At 62.9% G+C, this 24,975-nt stretch carries 18 protein-coding genes, 1 pseudogene and 1 riboswitch; of the genes and pseudogenes, 8 read left to right on the plus strand and 11 right to left on the minus strand.

Going from position 1 to position 24,975, the window contains the following annotated elements; genetic code table 11:
• Nucleotides 1-392: 392 nt before the first annotated feature.
• The gene (gene metE / locus PI87_RS15330) at nt 393-2,678 is read right to left on the minus strand and encodes a 5-methyltetrahydropteroyltriglutamate--homocysteine S-methyltransferase (protein ID WP_039598594.1); all 2,286 of its coding nucleotides are present in this window, start codon (nt 2,676-2,678) and stop codon (nt 393-395) included.
• A 153-nt stretch (nt 2,679-2,831) separates the two neighbouring features.
• Here metE and PI87_RS15335 point away from each other — a divergent pair, with 153 nt between their 5' ends.
• Nucleotides 2,832-3,521 carry an epoxyqueuosine reductase QueH gene (locus PI87_RS15335; protein ID WP_039598595.1) on the plus strand — a complete coding sequence of 230 codons (690 nt, stop codon included), beginning with the start codon at nt 2,832-2,834 and terminating at the stop codon, nt 3,519-3,521.
• A gap of 77 nt (nt 3,522-3,598) precedes the next feature.
• Here the strand turns inward: PI87_RS15335 and flgK are convergent, their stop codons facing one another.
• From flgK to PI87_RS29110, 4 genes are all read right to left on the minus strand, one after another.
• A complete protein-coding gene (gene flgK, locus PI87_RS15340; RefSeq protein ID WP_039598596.1) occupies nt 3,599-5,533 on the minus strand; it encodes a flagellar hook-associated protein FlgK in 1,935 nt (644 codons plus the stop codon).
• A gap of 42 nt (nt 5,534-5,575) precedes the next feature.
• Nucleotides 5,576-6,361, minus strand: a complete 786-nt coding sequence (gene flgG / locus PI87_RS15345) for a flagellar basal-body rod protein FlgG (RefSeq protein WP_039598597.1) — start codon at nt 6,359-6,361, stop codon at nt 5,576-5,578.
• A gap of 92 nt (nt 6,362-6,453) precedes the next feature.
• A complete protein-coding gene (gene flgE / locus PI87_RS15350) occupies nt 6,454-7,665 on the minus strand; it encodes a flagellar hook protein FlgE (RefSeq protein WP_039598598.1) in 1,212 nt (403 codons plus the stop codon).
• 462 nt (nt 7,666-8,127) lie between these two features.
• On the minus strand, nt 8,128-8,475 hold the full coding sequence (locus tag PI87_RS29110) for a helix-turn-helix domain-containing protein (protein ID WP_198139569.1): 348 nt from the start codon (nt 8,473-8,475) through the stop codon (nt 8,128-8,130).
• Between PI87_RS29110 and PI87_RS15360 the strand changes: the two genes are divergently transcribed.
• Nucleotides 8,474-9,139, plus strand: a complete 666-nt coding sequence (locus PI87_RS15360) for an HAD family hydrolase (protein WP_039598600.1) — start codon at nt 8,474-8,476, stop codon at nt 9,137-9,139. The genes PI87_RS29110 and PI87_RS15360 overlap by 2 nt on opposite strands.
• Nucleotides 9,140-9,182: 43 nt before the next feature.
• On the opposite strand, the gene PI87_RS28100 is transcribed toward PI87_RS15360, so the two are convergent.
• Nucleotides 9,183-9,512, minus strand: a complete 330-nt coding sequence (locus PI87_RS28100; RefSeq protein ID WP_052321560.1) for a YdhR family protein — start codon at nt 9,510-9,512, stop codon at nt 9,183-9,185.
• 143 nt (nt 9,513-9,655) lie between these two features.
• Between PI87_RS28100 and PI87_RS15370 the strand changes: the two genes are divergently transcribed.
• A complete protein-coding gene (locus tag PI87_RS15370) occupies nt 9,656-10,072 on the plus strand; it encodes a hypothetical protein (protein WP_039598601.1) in 417 nt (138 codons plus the stop codon).
• 63 nt (nt 10,073-10,135) lie between these two features.
• Here the strand turns inward: PI87_RS15370 and PI87_RS15375 are convergent.
• The 3 genes and pseudogenes from PI87_RS15375 to PI87_RS15385 form a co-directional block, all read right to left on the minus strand.
• Nucleotides 10,136-11,068 (minus strand): annotated as a pseudogene (locus PI87_RS15375) (Dyp-type peroxidase); the annotation flags it as partial.
• Between the two features lie 111 nt (nt 11,069-11,179).
• The gene (locus tag PI87_RS15380) at nt 11,180-12,619 is read right to left on the minus strand and encodes a HEAT repeat domain-containing protein (RefSeq protein ID WP_039598602.1); all 1,440 of its coding nucleotides are present in this window, start codon (nt 12,617-12,619) and stop codon (nt 11,180-11,182) included.
• Between the two features lie 225 nt (nt 12,620-12,844).
• The gene (locus tag PI87_RS15385; RefSeq protein ID WP_039598603.1) at nt 12,845-14,362 is read right to left on the minus strand and encodes an efflux transporter outer membrane subunit; all 1,518 of its coding nucleotides are present in this window, start codon (nt 14,360-14,362) and stop codon (nt 12,845-12,847) included.
• A gap of 136 nt (nt 14,363-14,498) precedes the next feature.
• Here PI87_RS15385 and PI87_RS15390 point away from each other — a divergent pair, with 136 nt between their 5' ends.
• Nucleotides 14,499-15,734 carry an efflux RND transporter periplasmic adaptor subunit gene (locus PI87_RS15390; protein WP_039598604.1) on the plus strand — a complete coding sequence of 412 codons (1,236 nt, stop codon included), beginning with the start codon at nt 14,499-14,501 and terminating at the stop codon, nt 15,732-15,734.
• A 12-nt stretch (nt 15,735-15,746) separates the two neighbouring features.
• Nucleotides 15,747-18,917 carry an efflux RND transporter permease subunit gene (locus PI87_RS15395; RefSeq protein ID WP_039598605.1) on the plus strand — a complete coding sequence of 1,057 codons (3,171 nt, stop codon included), beginning with the start codon at nt 15,747-15,749 and terminating at the stop codon, nt 18,915-18,917.
• A gap of 41 nt (nt 18,918-18,958) precedes the next feature.
• Here the strand turns inward: PI87_RS15395 and PI87_RS15400 are convergent, their stop codons facing one another.
• Nucleotides 18,959-19,564 (minus strand): response regulator transcription factor, encoded by a 606-nt coding sequence (locus PI87_RS15400; protein WP_039598606.1) that lies wholly within the window; start codon nt 19,562-19,564, stop codon nt 18,959-18,961.
• 83 nt (nt 19,565-19,647) lie between these two features.
• Here PI87_RS15400 and PI87_RS15405 point away from each other — a divergent pair, with 83 nt between their 5' ends.
• On the plus strand, nt 19,648-21,270 hold the full coding sequence (locus PI87_RS15405; RefSeq protein ID WP_052321561.1) for a sensor histidine kinase: 1,623 nt from the start codon (nt 19,648-19,650) through the stop codon (nt 21,268-21,270).
• Here PI87_RS15405 and PI87_RS15410 read toward each other — a convergent pair whose 3' ends face one another.
• Entirely contained in the window at nt 21,271-21,639 is a 369-nt protein-coding gene (locus PI87_RS15410; RefSeq protein ID WP_039598608.1) for a hypothetical protein, read from the minus strand.
• Between the two features lie 213 nt (nt 21,640-21,852).
• Nucleotides 21,853-21,958, plus strand: a riboswitch (glycine riboswitch).
• Between the two features lie 145 nt (nt 21,959-22,103).
• On the opposite strand from PI87_RS15410, the gene PI87_RS15415 reads away from it, so the two are divergent.
• Both PI87_RS15415 and PI87_RS15420 read left to right on the plus strand, forming a co-directional pair.
• The gene (locus PI87_RS15415; RefSeq protein ID WP_039598609.1) at nt 22,104-23,357 is read left to right on the plus strand and encodes a D-amino acid dehydrogenase; all 1,254 of its coding nucleotides are present in this window, start codon (nt 22,104-22,106) and stop codon (nt 23,355-23,357) included.
• A 202-nt stretch (nt 23,358-23,559) separates the two neighbouring features.
• Complete coding sequence (locus PI87_RS15420; RefSeq protein WP_039598610.1) at nt 23,560-24,927, plus strand: chitinase; 1,368 nt, start codon at nt 23,560-23,562, stop codon at nt 24,925-24,927.
• Nucleotides 24,928-24,975 lie beyond the last annotated feature (48 nt).

The raw sequence follows: 24,975 nt of genomic DNA on the forward strand, positions 1-24,975 counted from the left end.
GCGACACCCACCCGATTCACGCTACCAATCGGCCGGAAACCCGCACCACTTCTACTTCTCCACCGCCTCAACACCGCCACCGTCGCTTTCGTTTCGGCGCTGTGTCGTACAGCGAGGGGCGAACTATAGGGAGGTTTCCCGCGCTTGGCAACACCTTTCTCATGACCAACTGATGACGAGACCGTGAAGAATGCTCGCCAACCCAGGCTGGGACTGGGATTGCGGGCAAAAAAATAATTCAAAAGCAGCAACCTCGCCCTCATGGGCACTCCGATTAACTCACTGGCGGCAGCGGTTACTGATGAAAGGAGCCCGAGAACGGCATCGCCCCGGACATGCCGGGGCGACGGGTCTCCTTATAGACGGATCCCTTTATATAGAGACAGGCGTGCTTATTGGTCGCGCAGCGTCTTGGCGGCGGCGACCATGTTGGTCAGCGCCGGAATCACCTCAGCCCACTGGCGGGTCTTCAGACCGCAGTCCGGGTTGACCCACAGGCGCTCCTGCGGAATGCGCTCGGCGGCCTTGCGCATCAGTTGGACGATGTGATCCTGCGTCGGGATGTTCGGCGAGTGGATGTCATACACGCCCGGGCCAATCTCGTTCGGATACTTGAAGTTGTCGAACGCGTCGAGCAGCTCCATGTCCGAGCGCGAGGTCTCGATCGTGATCACGTCGGCATCCATGTCGGCAATCGACTTGATGATGTCGTTGAACTCCGAGTAGCACATATGGGTGTGGATCTGCGTTTCATCGCGCACGCCATTTGCAGTGATGCGGAACGACTCCACGGCCCAGTCCAGGTACTCCTGCCATTGCGCGCGGCGCAGCGGCAGTCCTTCGCGCAGTGCCGCTTCGTCGATCTGGATCACGCTGATGCCGGCACGCTCCAGATCCAGCACTTCTTCACGAATCGCCAGGGCGAGCTGGTAGCACGATACCGAGCGCGGCTGATCGTCACGCACAAAGGACCAGTTCAGGATGGTGACCGGGCCCGTGAGCATGCCCTTCATCGGCTTGCTGGTGAGCGACTGGGCGTATTGGATCCATTCGACCGTCATGGCGTTCGGGCGGCTGATGTCTCCAAACAGGATAGGCGGCTTCACACAGCGCGAGCCATACGACTGCACCCAACCGAACTGGCTGAAGGCGTAGCCCTGCAGTTGTTCGCCAAAGTATTCGACCATGTCGTTGCGCTCGGCCTCGCCGTGCACAAGCACGTCCAGGCCCAGGGCTTCCTGCTCGCGCACGCTGCGTTCGATCTCGGCGTGCATGGCCTGCTTGTAGCCGGCTGCGTCCAGCGCGCCTGCCTTGAACTGGCTGCGCGCATGACGAATCTCTGCCGTTTGCGGGAACGAGCCGATCGTGGTGGTCGGGAACGCAGGCAGCTTCAGCAACGCGGTTTGCTTCGGGGCACGTACGCCGTATACGTTCTGACGCTCGCCCAGCGTGCGGGTGATCTTGTCGACGGCGGCCTTGACGTCGGGATTGTGTACACGCGGCGAGTTGCGGCGGGCGTCGATGGCAGCACGGTTGGCTGACAGCGCATCCTTCGCGGCGTCACGCCCCTGGCGCAGCGCCACGGCCAGTACCTTGAGTTCGTCGAGCTTCTGCAACGCGAAGGCCAACCAGGACTTCACGTCGGCATCGAGCTTCTGTTCACTGCTCAGGTCGACCGGCACGTGCAGCAGGGAGCACGACGGGGCAATCCACAGGCGATCACCCAGTTGCGCCGCTACCGGCTCCAGCCAGTCCAGCACGCCATTGAGATCGGTCTTCCAGATATTGCGGCCGTTGATCACGCCCAACGAGACCACGCGGTCAGCCGGCAGCGTTGCGATCAGGCTCGCCACCTCCTGGCGCGCATTGATGGCATCCAGGTGTACGCCCTGCACAGGCAGCTCGGCCACCAGCGGCAGGTTTTCCTGCAGTTGGCCGAAGTACGTCGCCAAAAGCAGCTTGACCGGGCTCTTGGCCAGCGCGGCATAGGCGGTGCGGAAAGCGCCCTGCCATTCCGGCGCCAGTTCGGTCACCAGCACGGGCTCGTCAATCTGCACCCATTCCACGCCCTGCGCTGCCAGTGCGGCCAGCAGATCGGCATACACCGCCAGCAAGCGCGGCAGCAATGCGAGCCTGTCGGAATCGTCCTTGGCCTTGCCCAGCGCGAGGTACGTGACAGGGCCGACGATCACCGGTTTGGCGCGTACGCCTTGCGCGCGGGCTTCGGCCAGTTGCTCGACCAAACGCGAAGTGTCCAGCTTGAACGCCGTATCGGCAGCGAACTCGGGGACGATGTAGTGGTAGTTGGTGTCGAACCACTTGGTCATTTCACCGGCCGCCACGCCACCGCAGCAGGCGGCGTGTTCTGCGGACTGCGCCGAGCGGCCGCGGGCCACGCGGAAGTAGTTGTCCAGCGCATCACCGTGGAAATCGCGCACGCGCTCCGGCAGGTTGCCAAGCGTGAAGCTCATGTCCAGCACCTGGTCATAGAAGGCAAAGTCGCCCACCGGCACGAGGTCGAGGCCTTGCTGGTTCTGCCAGTGGCGCTGACGCAGTTGGGCGCCGAGGCCCTTCAGCGCATCGCGCGACGATTCGCCTTTCCAATAGGACTCGAGGGCGAACTTGAGTTCGCGCTTGGCGCCGATGCGGGGAAAGCCGAGGTTGTGGACGGTGGTCATCTTCTGAATATTCCGGTGGAGTCAAATCGATCCGCTGATTCTAAAAATCTCACTTCATGAAGTAAAATGATGTATTTTTTGAATTGAATGAATTTCATTCATAAATCGCAATCGAGTACACCCTGAGTCCCGCCTCGGGACGCGAGGAACCTCATGACAACTCCCACGACACCCGCTGAACGCAAGGCGTTGCCGCTGCCCGGCGGGCACAACAAGGTGCTGCTGCATTCCTGCTGCGCGCCGTGCTCCGGTGAAGTCATGGAAGCCATGCTGGCTTCCGGCATCGACTACACGATCTTCTTCTACAACCCGAACATTCACCCGCGTAAGGAATACGACCTGCGCAAGGATGAAAACATCCGATTTGCAGAGAAGTTCAGCATCCCCTTCATCGATGCGGATTACGATCGCGATAACTGGTTCGCGCGTGCCAAGGGCATGGAGAACGAACCCGAGCGCGGCGTGCGCTGCACGATGTGCTTTGACATGCGGTTCGAGCGCACGGCGCTGTATGCGCACGAGCATGGCTTCCCGGTCATCACCAGTTCACTCGGCATTTCCCGCTGGAAGAACATGCAGCAGATCAACGAGAGCGGCGTACGCGCGGCCTCACGCTATCCCGATCTGATGTATTGGGAATTCAATTGGCGTAAGGGCGGCGGCTCGGCCCGCATGATTGAGATCAGCAAGCGCGAGAACTTCTATCAGCAGGAATACTGCGGCTGCGCTTACTCGCTGCGTGACACGAACCAGCAGCGCAAGGCTGCGGGCCGCGCGCCGATCCAGCTTGGTGTGCTCTATTACGGAGCGCCCGACTCCGAGGCCGGTGACGGAGAAGACTGAAGGCTGGGCCCCGTCTTGACCGAAAACGTACCGGACCAGCCTTGCACTGGTCCGGCTCAGGTCAACATCGACCGATCTCAACGCCCCGCGATGGATAGCAGCGAGTCAAACAGACTGTTTGCCGTTTGCATGACCTTTGCCGAGGCCTGGTAAGCCTGCTGATAGCGCATCAGGTTCATCGCTTCCTCATCCAGACTCACGCCTGACACCGATTGCTGCTGCCGCGTGGCGCTCAACAGCAGCCCCGCCTGCGCGGTCAGGTTGCCGCTGGCCTGGTTGGTCTGCACGCCCACCTGTGTGGTGAGACTGTTCCACGCCGAGCCGATCGACGTGGTACCGCCGTCGAGCAGCGTGGCGTTGCGCAGCTTGGCCAACGCACTGGCGTCGCCGTTATCCGTACTGTTGGCGCTGTTGGGCGAGAACTTGAAGGTGTCGCCGTTGGCAGGCGAGCCCGTCATCGTCATCTGGACGCCGTTGAACGCATACGTGGCGCCCTGCGTGTAGGGCGCCGTGCCGGTATACGTGGTCGACGTGCCGTTGACGGTGACGGTGACAGTGCCCGGAAAGCCTGAAAGCGTACCGCCGCCCGCCGCGTTGTAGGTGAGCGAGACCGGCGAGGTCAGCGGCGTTGCTGCGTAGCCTGCATTCACGCCGACGGACGTAACCGCCCCGCTGCCCTTGTTGTTACTGCCCAAGTCCGCCACCACCGGAGAGGCTGCGGCGACCGCGTGGTAGTCGTTCGTCAACGTCTTCATGCTGGACGCGGCGTTGGCGGTGGGGCGCACGAGGAACGAGTCTCCGTTGCTCATCGTGCCGCTCAGGTTGAGCGTGACGCCATCCACCGTGGTCGGCCAACTGGTGACCGTGACCGCGCTGGAACCATCGGGATAGCGCGACACCGTATAGGCGCCGCCCTGATACTTCACCTGATAGTCATACCCCTGCCCCGCGTTGGCATTGGTGATGGTGGCCGTAAGCGTGCCGCTACCGGTGTTGCCGCTGCTGGGTGCAACGCTGGGGCCGGCCACGGAGAACAGGTCCGAGCCCATCTTGCCGTTGGCGTCCATGCCTAGCCTGTTCTGGGCGTTCACGGCCGATGACGTGGCGGCCGCCAGACGACCCAGGCTGTTCTGCGCGGGAGTGAGCGTATTGCGCCGGAACTCCATCAATCCGCCCAAAGCACCGCCGCCAAGCTGGCTGTCGTCAACGCTGACGGTGCCTGCCGGGCTCTTGTAACCCACCGAAAGCTGCGTCGAATCGTACGGCGATGACACCGTCGTCAACTCAAAACTCTGGTTGCCCTGCACCAGGGCCTGCCCATTGCCGATGTAGACGTTGTACTGGCCGTCGCTCGTCTGCACTGCACTGGCCTTGATGGATTTGTTCAGTGTCTGGACGAGCTGATCGCGTTGGTCACGCAGGTCATTGGCGGGCTGGCCGGTAGAGCTTTCCGCCTTGGCGATCTGCTCATTGAGCGCGGCGATCTGCTTGGCGGTGCCGTTGACAGTGCTGACTTGCGTCTGTACCTGCGTATTGACCTGGCTCGACAGCGCATTCATCTGCCCAGCAATCGCATTGAAGCGGTTCTGCAGGCCTGCGGCGGCGTTCAGAAACACCTGCCGCGCAGTGGTGTCCGACGGCTTGGAGGCCAGACCATCGGCTGCGTTGAAGAAACTGGTGAGCGCCGAGCTCAGCCCGCTGTTGGGGTCCCCCATGTATTTGTCCAGGCCGGTCAGCAGGCTGCTGAGCTGGTTGGCAGCACTGGTGGCCGCATGGCCGTTCTGTACCTGGGTGGTCAGGAACTGGTCGTAGATGCGCTTGACGGTGGCGACATCGGCACCCTGCCCCAGATAGCCGACACCGGCATACAGCGGCACATTCTGCGTCTGCACCGCTTCCTGGCGCGAATAGCCGGGCGTGTTGGCGTTGACGATGTTGTTGCCCGTCACCTGCAGGTGGATGCCCGCAGCGCGCAAGCCCGATGCGCCAATGTTCAGAAGAGAAGAACTCATAGTTGCAAGGAGAAGAATCTGCCCGATCAGGCGCGCGGTGCGTTACTTGAGCTGCGCCACTTTTTCCAGCATGCGGTCGGACGTTTGCACGGCTTTGCTGTTGATCTCGTACGCGCGCTGCGTCTGGATCATCTGGATCATTTCTTCCACCACGTTCACGTTGGACGTTTCCACGTAGTTCTGATTGAGTACGCCAACGCCGTTGGAACCGGGTGCGGCCAGATTGGCGGTGCCGGAAGCCTCCGTCTCTGCGTACAGGTTCTCGCCCATGCTGCGCAGGCCGGCCGGGTTGACGAAGCTGGCCAGCTGGAAGGTGCCCACCTGCGTGCTGTTGGGCGACCCTGCCGTGGTGACCGTCACCACCCCATCCTTGCCGACCGTCAGGCTCTTGGCATTCTGCGGCACGGTGATCGCCGGCTGCACCGCATAGCCGCTCGATGTCACGAGCTGCCCCTGCGCGTTAATCTGGAAGCTGCCGTCACGCGTGTAAGCCAGCGTGCCATCGGGCATCTGCACCTGGAAGAGGCCGTTGCCGTTGATGGCCACGTCGGTCGAGTTACCGGTCTTGGTCATGTTGCCTTGCGTGTGCAACCGCGTGGTGGCGACAACGCGCGTTCCGGTACCGACCTGCATGCCAGAAGGCAGCGTGGTCTGCTGTGACGACTGTGCGCCCGGTTCGCGCGTGGTCTGGTACAGCAGATCTTCGAACACGGCGCGCGAACGCTTGAAACCCGTCGTATTGACGTTCGCCAGGTTGTTGGAGACGACGTCCAGTTGTGTTTGCTGGGCGTCCATCCCCGTCTTGGAAATCCACAGGGAGCGAATCAATTGGAGGCCTCTCGTCAAAATCGGAATGAAGCCGCCCCGGGGCTCCGGCATGCCAGAGCCGCACCAGGCGGGGTATCAACGGCCGTACGCGATCAGCGCAGGCTGACGAGCGTCTGCAGGATCGAATCCTGTGTCTTGATGGTTTGCGCGTTGGCTTGGTATGAACGCTGGGCAACAATCATGTGGACCAGTTCGGCCGAAAGATCCACGTTCGACTGTTCTGCCGATTGCGACTGCAGCAAGCCAAACGAGCCCATGCCCGGCGTGCCGAGGTTTGCCGCGCCCGAGTTGGAGGTCTCTACCCACTGGTTGCCGCCAATGTTCTGCAGGCCATCCGGCGCCTTGAAGTTGGCCATCGCAACCTGGCCCAGCACCGCGGTGCGGCCATTGGAGTACCGCGCCATCACCGTGCCGTCGTTGCCCACGGCGTAGCTGGCCAGGCGCCCGGTGGCGTAGCCGTCTTGCGAGACGCCAGGGGCCGTGTCGTTGTAGCCGCCGCCGTACTGCGTGGTGCCCGTCAGGTCGATGTTGGTGATGCTCGTGCCGGCAAACGCAACCGGAATCTTGGTGGGCGCGGAAGTCAGTTGGCCGGTGCCGTTGAACGTGAGCGAGGTAATGGGGTTGCCGGCTGCGGGCGGAGCACCGTCCAACATTGCGTGGACATCCCAACCGGTATTGGTGCGCACGTAGTAGTTGGTCAACATATGCGCCTTGCCCGTGCCGTCATACACTTGCTGCGAAACGGAGTGATTGAAAGTCTGCGAGTTGGTGGCCGAGAACGGCGCGGTGGCCGGCAGCTTGGCGCCAGCATCAAGGTTGACGCCAAACGTGGTGTTGGTCGTGCCCAGCGGGGCCAGGTCGTTCACCGGAATCTGCAGGTTGGTCAGCACGGCCGTGTTGACCTTGCCGGTGGAATCCACGCCGTAGCCGGTCAGATTCTGGCCGGTGGCGGAGATGATGTAGCCATTCTTGTCGGTCTGGAACTGGCCATTACGCGTGTACGACACCTGACCGCTGCCAGAGTCCACCATGCGGTAGAAGCCCGTGCCGTTGATGGCGATATCCAGCGGATTGCCTGTACGCGTGACATTGCCCTGCGTGAAGGACTGCGACACGCGCGTCACGTTCACACCCTGCCCGATCTGGCTATCCGATGCGCCGACGAGCGAGCGCGCATACACGTCACCAAACACCGTCGTCGCTTTCTTGTAGCCGACGGTATTGGCGTTGGCGATATTGCTGCCGATCGTGTCCAGCGACTTGGACGCAGCGTCGAGGCCACTCAACCCTTGTTGAAATCCCATGATGTTCTCGCTTGGAAAGTTGTAACGCTGTTCTGCTGGTTGACCGTGCAATGCGGTAGGCCAGCGTCAAAGACTCGGAAATCGATCTCCCGGCATCACTACCCGCTCAACGACCGGGGCGATTTCGTCTTTAGACAGCGTGGTGTATTTCCCTTGCGAACACCTTATTAAACCTAGCTTTAAAGCGATACCGTTCGATTCTTTATGCAGTCTGACATTCAATCGCTGAATTAGAAGGATAAAAGCACCGCATCTCTTCAGATTGACCCCGGACATACACGCACTGCAGATCAGGTGTCAGTACGGCAGGTAGTCACGCGACTGACCCGGCGATGGCCTTCCGTGCAGGCAAAGGGCCGCAACGGATTCCCCACTCCCAGTGGGAAATGAACGCATCGGAGTGGCTTGTTTCGGCACGGTGCTTCGCCCCACATTTTGTCTGCCCGCCGACTTCCCGGCGATTCATCGCGAGCGCAGCTTGACCCCAAGACGGATCTCGAGTGTGTTCAGGTGCTTGCCGACCATGCTTGACGATAGGCTCAGCCGCTCAGCGGCCGTTGTCAGGTTTCCATTGCTCACAATCTCGACGAACACCGCCATGCTTTCAAGGCCATCCATTGCCGGACGATTGACCTGGATGAGGTAGGAGGTGAAATACCGCAGCACATGGCGCGTTTTCTGCCGACCAAGATGGGGCAACCCTTCATGCGCAGACTCTGCTGCCGGTGCATGATGTCGGCTGTTCGCGGCCCCAACATCAACTCGCCGATCCAGAAAATGGCGCACTGAACCAAGGAGCTTCCACCCCATGCCGACTCGCGCAGTGATTTTCGACTTCGACCTGACATTGGCCGATTCCTCCAGCGCCATCATCGAATGCACCGAGCACGCATTGCGACAACTGGACGCGCCAACTGCCACGCCTGCGGAGATTCATGCCGTCATCGGGCTGCCGCTGCACGTGATGTTCCAATCCCTGACCGACGACAGCGAACCGGCACGCGCCGACGCGTTTGCACGGCACTTCGTCGCACGTGCCGACGAGATCATGGTGCAGTCCACCCGCATCTACCCCGAGGTGCCGGCCCTGCTCGCACAACTGCGTGAACAGGGCATGGCCATCGCGATCGTCTCGTCCAAGTTTCGCCATCGGATCGACGCCACGCTTGCGCGAGCCGGATTGCGGCCTCTGGTTGACGTGTTGATCGGTGGGGATGACGTGCAGCGCCACAAGCCCGACCCCGAAGGCATAGAAGCCGCGCTGGCGCTGCTCGGCATCACGGCGGTCGAAGCGGTGTACGTTGGTGACCATGCCGTTGATGCGCAGGCCGCCGAACGCGCGGGCATGCCGTTTATCGGGGTAACCAGTGGAACGACGTCATTTGAGGCGTGGTCTGCCGCAGGCAAGACTGCGGTGCGCAAGCACGTTGGCGAGGTGGCCAATATCGCGCGTGTGGAGCAACACGCTTCCTAGCAGGGCATGGATCAAGGGCCATCGTGATGGCCCTGCGGGCAAGTCAGACCGGGCTTTCGCCGTTGAACATCTCGTAGGTCTTCCGGGTTGCATCGACATGCCCCAACGCATCGAGCACGCGAATCTCCGGTGGATACCCGTAGACCTGCTCAACCATCGCCTTGTACTCTGCGCCGTGCCATCGTTCGGCCGCCTCCCGGCTGCGCCAGATGTACACCCCACCGCCTTCCCGAGTGGCTGCGTCATGGAAGTACCACTTCTGCAGCAGGTCAGGGTTCTCGGCCCATTTCACCGCCGTGCTTTCGTAGCGCGCCAATAGCGTGGGAATGTCTACGTCAGGTTTGAGTTTGAAGAAGACGATCTCGGTGATCATGGTGAGCCTCTCTCGTGAATGACAGGGATGGGAACCACGTCGTCAGGCTGACAGCTTCCAACCCAGTCTAGACAACATCCCACTGCGCTACCATGCGCCGCACGCTGTCGCTGCCTCACGCAAAATCAGGAGTCACCTTGACGATGCAAACCATTCACTTCCGGCTGCGCTGGCTGCCATTGGCGCTCTCGCTGCTCTTGTTCACGCAAGGGTGTGCTGCCGCCGGCGCAGCCAGGTCAGAAGACGCGTTCCGCACCCAGCAGTCGGCGCAGGAGGCAAGGCAGCAGATCGCTGGCTGGATACCGTCGTCATCGGCGCTGGATGGTGCGGTCAAGACGCTTCAGTCTCGCGGCTTCACGTGCCGGGCGATGCAGCCTGCCGCCGCCGATCTGCGCTCGACCACGCTCTGCATACTCGGGCCGCTCCCGGATGTGCCACCCATGCGGCGTCTGGCTACGCCTGCGACGCCCGTCAACTGGTTCGTGACGCTCAACTCGATGGACGGCACCACCGTCAGCAACATCCAGGTCAGCCGTACCCCGAAAGACATCGGGGGCTGATCCGCCCGGTAATTCGTACCGTTGAAAGTTGCCGCGCCTCAATCGCTGCCGACATCAGCCCCCCCGCTCGGCCAGCGCTTCCAGCAGGTCTGCAGAGGGAACGAAGAAAAGGCTGCCCGTGACTGCGCGGCTGTAGTCAAGCAAGCGGTCATAGTTGCCGGGCGGGCGACCAACGAACATGTTTTCCAGCATCTGCTCAATCGGGGCCGGCGAGCGGGCGTAGCCGATGAAGTACGTGCCAAACTCGCCAGCACCTGGGCGGCCGAACGGCATGTTGTCGCGCAGGATCTTCACCTCCCGACCGTCTTCCTCAAGCGTCGTCAGCGAACTGTGCGACCACGACGGTTTGACGTCATCCTCCAGCTCGATATCGGACAGCTTGGTCCGCCCGATGATGCGCTCCTGCGCCTCGACGGAGAGCGCGTTCCACCCGGCCATGTCATGCAGATACTTCTGCACGAGCACATAGCTTCCGCCGGCAAAGGACGCATCCTCATCGCCGATCACCGTGAAATCGACGGCTTCGCGACCCTCTGGATTTTCTGTGCCGTCAACAAAGCCGACCATCGCGCGCTGGTCGAAGTAGCGGAAGCCGTGTACCTCGTCGACCACCTTGACTGCGTCACCCAGCCTGCCGATCAGTTGCGTGGCAAGTTCGAAGCACAGATCCATCTGGTCTGCGCGGATATGCAGCAGCAGATCGCCTGGCGTCGCAACGGCGGTGCGCGCCCCCGATCCGAACACGCGAAACGGATGCAGTGACGCTGGGCGCGGTGCACCAAACAGCGCATCCCAGGCATCCGAGCCAAAGCCGCAAACGCACGACAGGTGACCGGAGGGGAAGCGCTTGCCGACCGAGCGGACCAGCGCGGCAACATCGGCACACCATGCGCGCACAACGCCAGCGTGATTGGTGCCCGGATTCAGTGTCGCGACAATAAAGATTGCGCTACGGGTCACGGGGCCGGCAACGGCTTGCGGTTCTGGGGTTGGCATCGGATCGAGTGCAGTGAAGACGGTAGGGCTCTGCAGCCTACCAGAACACGTTCACCGTCGGGCGACTGGAGCCGCATCGCGGTACGCGTGTCGAACTGCAGTTGGTGAAGGCTACTCGTAGTGCACAGTGCCGCGCTGGCCCGATCGCGTCGCGGCCAAAGTTGCAGCCGCCAACTCCTCGCGCGCGTCAATCGCGCTCTGTAGCGCATGGGTGGCGACGGAATCGCGTTCAGGCAGATCCGAAAGTAATGCGTGCAGCGCTGGCAGCGGGTAGATCGCCGCTAATGCCTGCGCGGCTTGCTCCCGCACGTTGCCATCACTGTCCCGCAAGGCCTGTGTCAACGCGGGCAGCAATGCCGGCTCGGCATCTGCATGCGTGCCCTTCTGCAGCATGGCGATCGACTCGGCGGCACGTGCGCGGAACTCGGCATCAGAGTCACCCAGCGCCGTAAGAAGCGTCGGCATGCCCGTGAAATCTCCGCTATCACCCAGCGCCCACAACGCGCCCCAACGCACACGGTGCCCCAGCGCGGGCGTCTGAAACACGGTGATGAGGTGTTGCGTGGCATGCGCGTTGCGCAATTCACCGAGCGAACTGACGGCGTAGTAGCGCACCTCTTCATCCGCTTCGTCAAACACGCGCGCTGCAATCGTCTCGACCGCCCGTGCATCCCGTAGCGAGCCCAACGCGATCACGACCTCCAGCCGCACGCGCGGCTCTGGATCGTTGGCTGCGGCCACCAACGCGGGCAACACCTCTGGTGGCCCGAAGCGCAGGCTCTCGGCCGCCTGCCGCCTAACTTCCGGCACAGGGTCAGACAACGCCGCTAGCAGCAGGTCGCGCAACGTGGTGTCTTCTGTGTCGAGGCATTCGCGCAGCGCGCCCAATGCAGCGGCGCGCACGCTACCGTCGAGATCCGCTGTGGCGGCAAACAGATCGGGCATCGCATTGGCGGTGTCGCATCTGGCGAGCGCATGGATTGCCCAGATTCGCACGTCGACGTCGGTATCCAGATGCAGCCGTGCGCGCAATGCGGCAACCACGGGCTCGGACGACCAACGCCCCAGCGCCTGCACCGCCTCACGCCTTACCTCGGCGCTCGGGTCCTTGAGGGCTTGGAGGCACGCGGGCAGGTGCGCGTGCGCGACAGCCTCCGACTGCATGCCGATGGCAAGCACGGCAGCGGCGCGGACATCCGCCTCGGTGTCGTGCGCCAGCGCATGCAGCACGGCGGACTCGGCTTGCGGATATTGGCGCAGATCGTAGTCCGCCAGCGCATGGACAGCGCTCGCACGGAAGTAGGCATCGGCGTCGCGCGTGGTGGCCACCAGCGGCGAAACGAATGCATCGTCGACGCCCAGATCGGTCAGGCTGACGTTGGCGCCGCGGCGCGTATCCGGTGCCTGCTGCCTGAGCGTGGCGATGAGCGCTTCGATCTCGGCAGCGCTGCGCGCCTCGGCTGACACCTCGCCGGAATCGACAGCAACAGCCCGCTTACGGCGACTGAGCAGCACAGCTTTGATATGGCCCATCAGCGAAATCAAGCCCATGGAGCGGCGGTTCCTCTACGTTCGGTCAAGGCCAGAAACGCGCCCACGGTAGCGGGAGCAAGAAACGCCCCGGAGCGGCTTGCCGGCGGGCCGAGGATCGGGTTCCGGCGAGCGCGGATCGTAGCGCGCATGCCAACACTGTTGCAAGTGGCGCACCCACACCACTGCCGAGTGGGCAGGCTTGGCGACCCCAAGGGGATAGATGGAGGCAACGGCCTCCGACGCTCAGTTCGTGGCCGTACTCACACCCTCCCGGTTCCACCACCCGCCGCCGAGCGCCTGGAACAATGCCGCCGTATCGGTAAAGCGGTTGGCGCGCGCAGCAATGGTGGCTTGCGTGGCAGTCTGATAGGCCTGCTCGGCGTTCAGCACAGCCAGGATGTTGACCTGCCCGATCGCACGCTGCTTGTCAGTAATGTCCAGTGTGGTGCGAGCGGCCTGCTCAGACTTGAGCGCGGCCTTGAGCACGTCAGCATCCGCATCCAGTGCGTGCAGGGTGTCTGCCACGTTCTGGAAAGCGGTGATGACGGTGCCGCGATACTGCGCCTCGGCTTGATCGACACCGGCATCGGCGCCGCGCTTCTTCGCCAGCAGCGCGCCGCCATCAAAGAAGGTCTGTGCAACATTGCCGACCAGGCTCCAGAAGACATTGCCGTCACGGAACATCTGGCTGAAGATCTCGGCAGTGCCGCCCTTGGTACCGGTAATCGTCAGTTGCGGCAGCATATTGGCGATGGCCACACCCACCTGCGCAGTGGCAGCGTGTAGTTGCTCTTCCGCAGCACGCACGTCCGGGCGCTGCCGCACAAGGTCAGACGGCAGTGAGACCGGCAGGTCTTGCGGCAGCGTGAAATCAGCAAACGTGAAGGTCTCGGCAATGCCTTCGCTGGGCAGCTTGCCGGCCAGCGCAGCCAGTAGGTCACGCTGTACGGCCAATTGTTTCGTCAGGCTGGGCAGCGCCTGCTCGGCCTGGGCCTGCGCGGTCACGGCAGCCGCCAGGTCCAGTCCGGTGACAGCGCCCAGCTTGAACTGCTTCTGCAAATTGTCGACCAGTTGCATGTTGATGGCGACGATGCGCTGCTGCGCATCAATCTGCGCACGCAGCGAGGCCTCTTGCACCGCCGCCGCCACGATGTTCGATGCCAGCGTCAGATAGGCCGCTTCCATCTGGAAGTACTGCGCGTCTTCGGCCGCCTTGAGCGACTCAACCTGACGCCGGTTCAGGCCGAACACATCCGGCGCGTAGCTGATGGTGAGCTGCGCAGTGTGCAGGGAGTAGATCGGCGCACCCGAGGTGAGCGTGGGCGAAATGGTACCCACCGCGTTCTGCTGGCGGCTGGGTTGATATGAGCCCGTCAGTGTCGGGAAAAACGCCCCCTGCTGCGCGCGCGTCTGCTGCTGCGCCACCCGTAGCGCCGCCTGCGCAGCAGCCAGCGTGGGGCTGGCGGTAAACGCGCCGGCAATCGTCTTGTTCAGCTTGTCCGACTGGAATGTCTTCCACCACTGGTCAGACACCTTCATGCCGGAGACGAAACGCTGGGCCTCGCCGCCCGGTGTGGCGGCAGAAGACGTCTGCTCCGGCAGCGGCTGCGGCGTATAGCCGGTCACCTTGGGCGCTTCCGGCGTCTTGAAATTAGGCCCGACCGCGCACGCGCAGGCCAACAGGCAGGCTGCTGCCACGGCAGTCAGGCGCAACAGGGTCAAAGCGGAATGTGGCATGCCAGAGGCAGTCTTGGCGGGCATGGAAGCACCCAGTTTGATCGAATGGCGGCGATTCTAGGGGGGATCAGATTTGTTGCGAACTGTGATTCGTCACAGTAGACCGATCTGCGGCCGGCCAGCATCATGCGGGCAAATTTCTACCATCTGGGGTACTGCTGTGCAGGTCGACTACAAATCCGCCGCCATTGGGGGCGCCGTTGCCGCGCTGGTCGTCGGCGGGCTGATGTGGGGAATGGGCGGGCAGAAGCGTTCGGAAGCTGCGCCCTCTTCGCCCACTTCGTCCTCGTCGTATGGGGACGTGCCCACGAAGTTGCCGGCAGCGCCGTCGCGCGATGGCCAGGCCGTCACGCTGAGCCAGGGCCAGTTGCAGTACGTCAAGGTGGCTTCGGTTGAGCTACGTGAGTTCGCCAACCGACGTGAGGCCGTGGGCAATATTGACTTCAACCAAGACCGTGCGGTGCAGGTCTTCACGTCGTACCAAGGCAAGATCCGCAACACCTATGCCAAAGTGGGCGACACCGTTGCCAAGGGCAAGCCGCTGTTCGATATCGAAAGCCCCGATCTGGTGCAGGCGGAATCCACCCTCATCTCCACCGCAGGCACGCGCAAGCTGACGACCGATGCGCTCGCTCGCGCGCACCAGCTATATGAGATTCAGGGCCTGGCACAGAAGGATCTGGACCAAGCCATCTCTGACCAGCAGGCCGCTGAAGCTGCCTACAAGGCCGCACGCGAAGCCCTGGCCGTCTTCGGCAAGACGCCGGCGCAGATGGACCAGATCGTCCAGACGCGCAAGACCGATTCACTGCTGACCGTGGTGAGCCCGATCTCTGGCCAGGTCACGGCACGCAGCGCACAGCCTGGCCTGCTGTTGCAGCCGGGCAGTGGCACGGCACCGTTCACGGTGGCCGACGTCTCGACCATGTGGATGCAGGCCTTCGTACCGGAAGCCGATGTGCCGCTGCTGCACGTCGGCCAGCCGGTCAAGATGCATGTGATGGCGTTTCCGGGGCGCGTGTTCAACGGCAAGATCGCCACCCTGGGTGCCACGGTGGATGCCAATACGCACCGCATCATGGTGCGCTCGGAAATCGACGACCCGAAGCACGAGCTGCGGCCCGGCATGTTCACCTCGTTCGACATCACGACTGGCGCCCCCAGCAGCTCACCCGCATTGGCGATGGATGGCGTGGTGCGCGAGGGTGACGGCACGATGACGGCCTGGGTGACAACCGACCGCAAGCGCTTCGCACGGCGTGTGATCAAGCTCGGCCTCGAGCAGAACGGCTTCGTGCAGGTGCTTGAGGGCCTGACCGCAGGTGAGCTGGCCGCCAACGAGGGGGCGTTGTATCTGAGCACGGCAGCCGCCGGCAGCTTCAACGGCGCTGACTGAAGGGGGTCCACCGTGCTGAAGGCCATTCTCAAGGTGTCGCTGCTGCGACGGCCCCTGATCCTGCTGTTCCTGCTGGTGTTCGTGGTGGCAGGGCTGTTCGCCTATTCCAAGCTGAATATCGAGGCGTACCCCAACCCGGCGCCGGTCATCCTGGAGATCACCGCGCAAACGCCTGGCCTGTCGGCCGAGGAAATGGAGCGGTACTACACCGTGCCGATGGAAATCGGCCTGGCGGCCACGCCTGGCGTGGAGAACATCCGCTCCACGTCGTTCTTTGGGCTGTCGTTCGTGCGGGTGACGTTCAAATACGGCATCGACTACTACTTTGCGTACACGCAGGCCGCGCTGTCCTTGCAGCAGAACGTGAGCCTGCCCAACAGCGTGCAGCCGCAGATCCAGGCATCGAGCCTGGTGGGCGAAGTGGTGCGCTACCAAGTCAAGGGGCCGCCCCACTATGGGCTGACCAACCTGCGCACGCTGCAGGACTGGGTGCTGCAACGCCGCTTGCTGACCGTGCCTGGCGTCGCACAGGTGGTGAGCTGGGGCGGCACCACCAAGCAGTACAACGTCGAGGTCGACCCGAAGAAACTCGAAGCCTACGGCGTCACCCTGCCGCAGATGATTACCGCCCTGGGCAACGCCAACATCAACGTGGGCGGGCGCACGATCAACTTCGGGCAGCAGTCGGTCAACATCCGCGGCGAAGGGCTGATTCAGGACGTGAAGGACATCGACAAGATCGTCCTCACGCAAAACAACGGCGTGCCCGTGCAGGTGAAAGACGTGGCGAAGAGCACCATCGGCTTTTCGCCGCGCCTGGGCCGTGCCGGGCGTGACAACGAAGACGACGTCGTTACCGCCATCGTGGTGATGAACCGCACCATGCAGACCAACGACGTGGTGGCGCGCGTCAAGGCTGAGTTGGACAAGATCAACTCCGACGGCACGCTGCCGGCCGGCGTGAAGGTCGAGCGCTACTACGACCGTTCAGAACTTGTCTCCGTGACCACGCACACGGTCATGCACGCCCTGCTCTTCGGCTGCCTGCTGGTGTTCTTCATCCAGTGGATCTTCCTGGGCGACCTGCGCAGCGCCATCATCGTCAGCGTAAACATTCCGTTTGCCCTGTTCTTCAGCATCCTGATCCTGCTGTTGACGGGGGAATCCGCCAACCTGCTGTCGGTGGGTGCGGTGGATTTCGGGATCATCGTCGATTCATCGGTCATCCTGGTCGAGAACATCTTCCGCAACTTCCAGATGCCGGCGGCCGAACAGGCACGCCTGCTGATGAGCCGCGACGCCAAGGTGCTGGGCATGCGCGTGCCGGAGCGCCTGCGGATGATTTTCGTGAGCGCGCTGCAGGTGGATCGCGCGGTGTTCTTTTCGGCACTGATCACCGTGGCGGCGTTCGTGCCGCTGTTCACCATGCAGGGCGTGGAAGGCCAGATCTTCGGGCCGATGGCGCGCACCTACGGCTACGCACTGGCCGGTGCGCTGATCGCCACCTTTACCGTCACGCCAGCGCTGTGCTCGTACCTGCTGCCCAAGCATATTGAAGAGAAGGAAACGTGGCTGGTGCGCGTGCTGCATCGGGCGTATCAACCGGCGCTGACGTGGTCGCTGTCCAACCGGCGCATCGCGGTGACGATCGGTGCGACGGTGCTGGCGGCCACGGTGGCGTTGATGCCGTTTCTAGGCACCGAGTTCTTGCCCGCGCTGGAAGAAGGCAATCTCTGGATTCGTCTAACCATGCCGCAGACGGCGTCGCTGGAATCCGGCATCGCGCCCGTGGCCCGCATGCGGCAGATCCTGCTCAAGCACCCGGAAGTGCGTACGGTGGTCTCGCAGCACGGCCGTCCGGATGATGGCAGCGATTCGGCGGGCTTCTACAACGCCGAGTTCTTCGTCCCGCTCAAGCCGCTCGACCAGTGGTCATCCGGCATGACCAAGGACAAGCTGATCGCGCAGATCCAGAAGGAGTTCACCAGCGAGTTTACGGGCGTCGGCCTGAACTTCTCGCAGTACATCCAGGACAACGTGGAAGAAGGCTTGTCCGGCGTGAAAGGCGCGAACTCGGTCAAGATTGTCGGCCCGAACCTCAACGTGCTGGAAAACCTGGCGACCCAGGTGCAGTCGGAGATGAGCAAGGTCAAGGGCATTACCGACCTGGGCGTGTTCCGCGTGCTTGGCCAGCCCAACCTGAATGTGCACATCAACCGTGAAGCGGCTGCACGCTATGGGCTGAACACGGGTGACGTGAACACCGTGGTGCAAGCCGCGCTGTCCGGCACGCAGGCCACCACCATCCTGGAGGGCGATCGTCAGTTCGCGCTGACGTTACGTCTGGCGCCCGAGTACCGAGCCAATATCGACGCGGTGCGCAATGTTCGGGTGGCTTACACGAATGCGAATGGCGGGAACTCGTACATTCCGCTCTCGGCACTGGCCGACATCACGCTCGACACGGGTGCGTCGTACATCTATCACGAGAAGAACACCCGCTACATCCCGGTCAAGTTCAGCGTACGCGGCCGCGACCTGGGTGGCACGGTGGAAGAAGCACAGCAGCGCATCGCCCAGCATGTCAAGCTGCCGCAGGGCTACCGCATCGAGTGGGCCGGCGAGTTTGAAGAGCTGGAGCAGGCCAAGAAGCGCCTGGAAGTGGTGGTGCCGATCAGCATTGTGCTAATCCTGGTGCTGCTCTATGGGCTGTTCAACTCGCTGCGCGACAGCTTCATGGCGCTGGCAGGCATTCCGTTTGCCATCACCGGCGGCGTGGCGGCGCTGTTCCTGACCGGGCTGGATTTCAGTATCTCAGCAGCGATCGGCTTCGTTTCGTTGTTCGGGGTGTCGGTCATGGACGGCATTCTGATGATCACCTACTACAACGACCTGCGCCGCGATAAGGGCTTCAAGCCCACGGAAGCAATGTTCCATGCCGCGCAGCAGCGGATGCGGCCGATGCTGATGACCGCGTTGTCGGCGTGTATCGGCTTGTTCCCGGCCGCCATCTCCACCGGGATCGGCAGCCAGGTGCAACGCCCGCTGGCCACCGTGGTGGTGGGCGGCATGCTGGTCGGCCCGCTGATGCTGCTGGTGATCGTACCGGCGTTGCGGATGGTGTTCCTCGGTAAGGAGCCGCCAGATGATGAGCCGTCCCCCGAGCAGATCGCGCCTGTTTGAGCATTCGCCCGGTCATCCACCGGCCGGGCGCATTGCTCGCGCTATGGCTTGATGATGCCGGCGCTCGAAGCCTTCACCACGGCTTCGATGCGCGTGGCTACGCCCAGCTTCAGCCGAGCATTGTCGATATGAAAATCCACCGTGCGCTTGGACAACCCAAGAATGGTGGCGATCTCGCCGGAGGTCTTTCCGCGCGCGGACCAAGCCAGCACCTCCACCTCGCGCTCGCTCAACTGCACCTGCGGCCGCGGTGCACGCGTATGTGCCCGCTTGGCCAGTCGCGTCTGAACAATGCTGATCAGGATCTCGAAATCGACCGGCTTGGTCACGTAGTCGTCCGCGCCCAGGCGGCGGCCGCGCAACTCCGATTCGCGCTGCGCCATCGCGGTAAGAAATACGAACGGAATCTCCGCATAGCGCGGCGCAAGCGCCCCAACCTGCTCCAGCAGTTCGAACCCGGTCATGCCGGGCATGCCCACATCGCACAGCACAAGGTCGGGCTGCTCACGCAGCAACGCTGCCAGGCCAGACTCACCGTCATGGGCGACGATGACTGCGTAGCCATGCTCGATCAACTCTTCGCTGATCAGCTCCGCGGTCTCGACGTCATCCTCGATACAGAGGATTTTCGGGGCCGTTGCGTTCATGATGCACTCATGTGAATGGTATGGTTGCCGATGCCTAACAGCACCTCCGTGCTGCCCCGAGGACCCAGCGCATGACACTTCCGATGCCCCCCTCTGAATCGACGCCCGGCGGGTTTCCCTCACCGCAGCCCCGGGCGCGCCTGTTCGGCCTCGGCTCGCCGTCGATCCTGCGCCCGATCCGGGTGCGGTTGTCGCTGGTGTTCGTGACCTTCCTGCTGCTGGTGATTGGCGTCGGTGCCTTCAGTATCGACCAGTTGGCGAGCTTCCACAGCGTGTCTGCACAGATCAGCGGGCGCTGGCTGCAGAACAGCCGCATTCTAGGGGATCTGAACAACTACATCTCCGACTATCGTGCCGCCGAGGGCGACTTCCTGATCGCCTCGTCCCGCGCCGACTTGCGCGCGGCGGATCAGCAGATCGCCACGCTGGACGACCTCATTACCGCCTCGCAGGCCCGTTACGACAAGATCGAACACGATGCCGCCGAACGCGAGCTCTATAGCCAGTTCGTCGTGCAATGGAATATGTACCGGGAGCTGGCGAAGCGGCTGATGATTTCCGCCAAGGCCGGTGAGGTAAAGGGCGCGACACAGCTCTACCACGCCGAGTCCAAGCACGCGTTCGACCTGGCCAACGACACGCTGGGCGTCATGACTGAGCGCAGCGTGGCCGGCGGTGCCGCAGAAACCGAGCGCGAAGCCCAGGCCTATCATGATGCACGGCAACTCATCATTGGCGCCATCATCGTGGCAGCATGCCTGGTCGTGATTGCGGTGGCCTACCTTGCCCACGCGGTCTCCCGCCCGATCGCCGTGCTGGTCGACCGCATGCACCACATCGTCAACAACGACACGCACGTCGACATCCCGGGTCTGGATCGTCGCGACGAAATCGGCGACATCGCACAGGCTGTGGCACGGTTTCGCGACAACACCATCGAACTGGGCCGCAGCAAGGATGCGCTGGTTGCGCAGGCGGCAGTCCTGCAGGACATGCTGGACAAGGAGCGCCGACTGGCCGAGCTGCAGCGCAACTTCGTCTCGATGGCGTCACATGAATTCCGCACGCCTCTGGGCGTGATTGACGGCCATGCTCAGCGGCTGATGCGCATGCGCGAGGCACCTCCGCCAGAACTGATCGACGAGCGCTGCGGCAAGATTCGTGCAGCGGTGCAGCGCATGACGCATCTGATGGACCACCTGCTCGATTCTTCGCAGTGGCTCGACAGCACGACGCCCGCAGCCATGCGGCGCACGCGATTCCCGCTGCCGGCATTGCTTCATGAGGTGTGCGAAATGCATCGGGATAGCACACCCGGCGCCCGCATCGAAGAGCACATTGACACCGACGGGCCTGATGCATTCTTTGGCGATGCCAAGCTGCTCTTCCAGGCGTTCAGCAACCTGATCGGCAATGCCGTCAAATACTCACCACCCGGCACGCCGATCGGTGTGTATGTGCAAGGCAATGCCGAAAACGTATCGGTCGTGGTGGAAGACCGCGGCCTGGGCATTCCGGAGCGCGATATCGAGCGGTTGTTCGAGCGCTATGTCCGCGGTGGCAATGTGGCCGGTACGGTGGGGGCCGGTGTCGGTCTGTACCTGGTCAAGCTTGTCGTTGAACTGCACCAGGGCACGATTGCCGTCAGCAGCGCGGAAGGCAAAGGTTCCAGATTCATCGTCCGCCTGCCGCGGCTGGATGCCTAGTCAGGCACGCCGCGAAGCCTTGAGCGACAACGCCCAGGCCACCGTGCCGATCACGGCGCCCAGCAGGAACGGATATGCCCACAGATTCCCCGAGCCCCACTTGAGGAACGACCACGCTAGGCCCACCGCCGCAAGCATCAGGCTCCACTGCGCAGGCCTGCCCATCATGTGCCGGATCACGCCGCTGTAGAGCACTAGGCAGGCCAGCAACGAGATCAGCGCGGTCAGCAGCGACATTGCGCCCATGCGCACCATTTCCAAATAGGCGGATGCGTAAGTCGCGGTAAAGCCGGCTTGCAGCAACGTGGCAATGGCAAGCGGTGCGCGCGTCGAATTGGTGGTCTGCTGTGCGGGTGTTGATTCCATCATCCCCTCTTCTATCTTGTGTTCTTGCGAGCGTTTTCATGTCGATCAAAGGGCAAAAATGCGACGCCCAGATCGCTTGGGTGCGCAGCATAGCATTCGGCCAGCGTGTCGCCTCCGCAATCACCCGGCTTGCCGAACGTCACAACCCGTGACACACTCCAGCCCGCTGCCTTCACCGGCAGCACGCAGGCGCGGCTGGCGCAACAAGCACCGCCGCAACACGCCGCAGGAGAGACCGGGCTCAACGCACACACGCGCAACGCCCGGCGCCGATGGAGCAACCACCCCGGAAACTCTCAGGCAAAAGGACTGTGGCGTCGACTGCGAATCTGGAGAGAGGCATGCGCGCGCATGCCCACCGAAGGGGAAGGCGCCAGCGCTGCTGACGCCCAAGCTCTCAGGTCCCGAGACAGATGGGGTGAGCCGACCGGATCGTCCGGTCATGACATCACTCCATAGGGACCACCATGACGCACATCGTCATCGTCGGCGCCGGCATTTCCGGCGTCACCACTGCTTACACGCTCTCGCAACTCGGCTATCAGGTCACGGTTCTCGACCGGCATTTGTATCCGGCCATGGAAACCTCGTTCGCCAACGGCGGGCAGCTTTCCGCCAGCAATGCCGAGGTCTGGAACAGCACCGGCACGCTGCTCAAGGGCATCAAATGGATGCTGCGCAACGACGCCCCGCTGCTGCTCAATCCCAAGCCGTCGTGGCACAAGTACTCGTGGATCGGCGAGTTCGTGGCCAGCATCGCCCACTACCGCCGCAACACCATCGAGACCACGCGCATGGCCATCGAAGCGCGCAAGCATCTGTTTGCGATGGCCGAGCGCGAGCAGATCGATTTCGACCTGCAGCGGCGCGGCATCCTGCACGTCTATCACGACAAGGCGAGCTTTACGGCAGCGGGCAAGGCCAACGCCCTGCTCGTCGCCGGCGGGCTAGAGCGCCATGCCGTGAGCCCCGAAGACATCGCGGCCATCGAGCCCACGCTGCGCGGCAGCTACTACGGCGGCTACTTCACCGAATCCGACGCCACCGGCGACATCCACAAGTTCACACGCGGTCTCGCACAGGCATGCGAGAAACACGGCGTGCGCTTCATGCAAGGCGTGGACGTGCGCGACGTGGAAACCACCGAGCGCGGCGTGCGATTGCTGCTGCAGACCACGTTGGATGACCGCCTCTCCACAAGCGCGGCCAACGTCGTGCAGGAGATCTCCGCCGATGCACTGGTCGTCTGCGCGGGCGTTGGCAGCCGGCACGTTGCGCAGATGGTGGGCGACCGCATCAATGTGTACCCGGTCAAGGGCTACTCGATCACCGTGCATCTGGACGACGAGGCCAGCGTACAAGGCGCGCCGTGGGTCAGCCTGCTGGATGAAAGCGCGAAGATCGTCACCAGCCGCCTGGGCGCGGGCCGCTTCCGTGTGGCCGGCACGGCGGAGTTCAATGGCTACAACCGCGACATTCGTGCAGACCGCATTGAGCCTCTGGTGGCCTGGACGCGTCGCAACTTTGCCATCGGCACATCGCGCGTGGTGCCGTGGGCCGGCCTGCGCCCGATGATGCCGGACATGATGCCGCGCGTCGGTCGCGGGCGGCATGCGCGCGTGTTCTACAACACGGGCCACGGGCACCTCGGCTGGACGCTTTCTGGCGCCACAGCCGCGATGATCGGTGACGTGATTGCGCGCGATTGCCCGTTGCACTGACCGCTCGACCTGCACGCCTCGCAGGTCTGTCTTGATGATTCCCGCATGACGCCGCAGGAGTGTCGAAACTCCTGCGGAGTCAGTCGCGGCGCCCTTCCTCGTTATTCTTCGCGGGTCGATCAATGCTTGCCTAAGCTGCTTGGCGAAGGCGTGCGCTCGGTCGGCACACGTGTGTTTTCAACACTTAACAGAGAGAAGAAAAATGAAAGTCAGGGTGTCATCACGTTCAATCACGGGAACGTTTGCAGCGGTATGTCTGACCGCCATTGCCGGAGCATCGCAGGCGGCAGGAGTGTATGCGCCGTATGTCGACGTCACGATCTATCCCACGCCGCTGGTTGACCAGATTGGCGTGCGGCAAGGCATTCAGCAATTCAACCTCGCCTTTGTGGTGGCGGGCAGCGGCTGCGTGCCGTCGTGGGGCGGCGTGCAGGCGGTTGGCGGGGGCGCGAGCAGCGATCTGCTGACGGCCATCGGCACGTCCATCACCAACTTCCGCGCCAAGGGTGGTGACGTTGCTGTGTCGTTTGGCGGGGCGAACGGCACGCCGTTGATGCAAGCGTGCTCCACAGTGCCGGCGTTGAAGACGGCGTATCAGACCGTGCTCGACACGTACGCCCTCACGCGCGTTGATTTCGATATCGAAGGCGCATCGCAGCAAGACACCGCCGCCGTGGCGCGCAACTTCCAGGCGGTGGCGCAACTGCAGTCGGACTTTGCGGCCAAGGGCAAGACGCTGCATGTCTCGCTCACGCTACCAGCCATGCCGTATGGGCTCACACAAGACGGCATCAACATCGTTAACGCGGCCATCCAGAACAAGGTGGCATTCGACGCCGTCAACCTGATGACGATGGACTATGGCCCCGCCAACATCGACATGGGTGCGGCGGCCATCAGCGCGGCGCAGGCGCTGTACTCGCAGCTCGATACGGCGTACAAGGCCGTCGGCCAAGTCAAGACCAGCGCCCAGTTGTGGCAGCTCGTGGGCGTGACGCCGATGATCGGCATGAACGACGTACAGGGCGAAACCTTTACGCTGGCCAATGCGCAGAGCGTGCTGAACACCGCAAGCACCAACGGCTATGGCATGGTAGGCAACTGGTCGATCAGCCGCGACCAATCGTGCCCAAACAACGGCGCCTACACATCGCCCACCTGCTCGGGCATCGTGCAGAAGCCGTATGACTTTGCGACCGCCTTCAAGCAGCTCAACGGCCATTGGGGCACGGGCGTGACGCAAGACCCGAACTATGGTGGCGGCAGCAGCGGCGGTGGCTCGGGCGGCACGCCCACGCCGGGCGCAGCGTGGTCGGCCACGCAGATCTACACGGCTGGCATGACCGTCACCTACCAGGGCACGACGTACCAAGCACAGTGGTGGACGCAGGGTGATACGCCCGGCCAGGCGCCGGTGTGGAAAGCCATGGGCGGCGGCACGCCCACGTGGTCGGCCACGGCGGCCTACCAGGGTGGCCAGTGCGTGAGCTATCAGGGCGCGAAGTACTGCGCCAAGTGGTGGACGCAAGGCGATGTGCCGAGCGCAGGCGGCGTATGGGTCAAGCCGTGATGATGCTTAGCCGCTGACCTTTCATTGTCAGCCAAAGGGGCACTGCCT

This window comes from Ralstonia sp. A12 (assembly GCF_000801955.1).
Classification (GTDB): domain Bacteria; phylum Pseudomonadota; class Gammaproteobacteria; order Burkholderiales; family Burkholderiaceae; genus Ralstonia.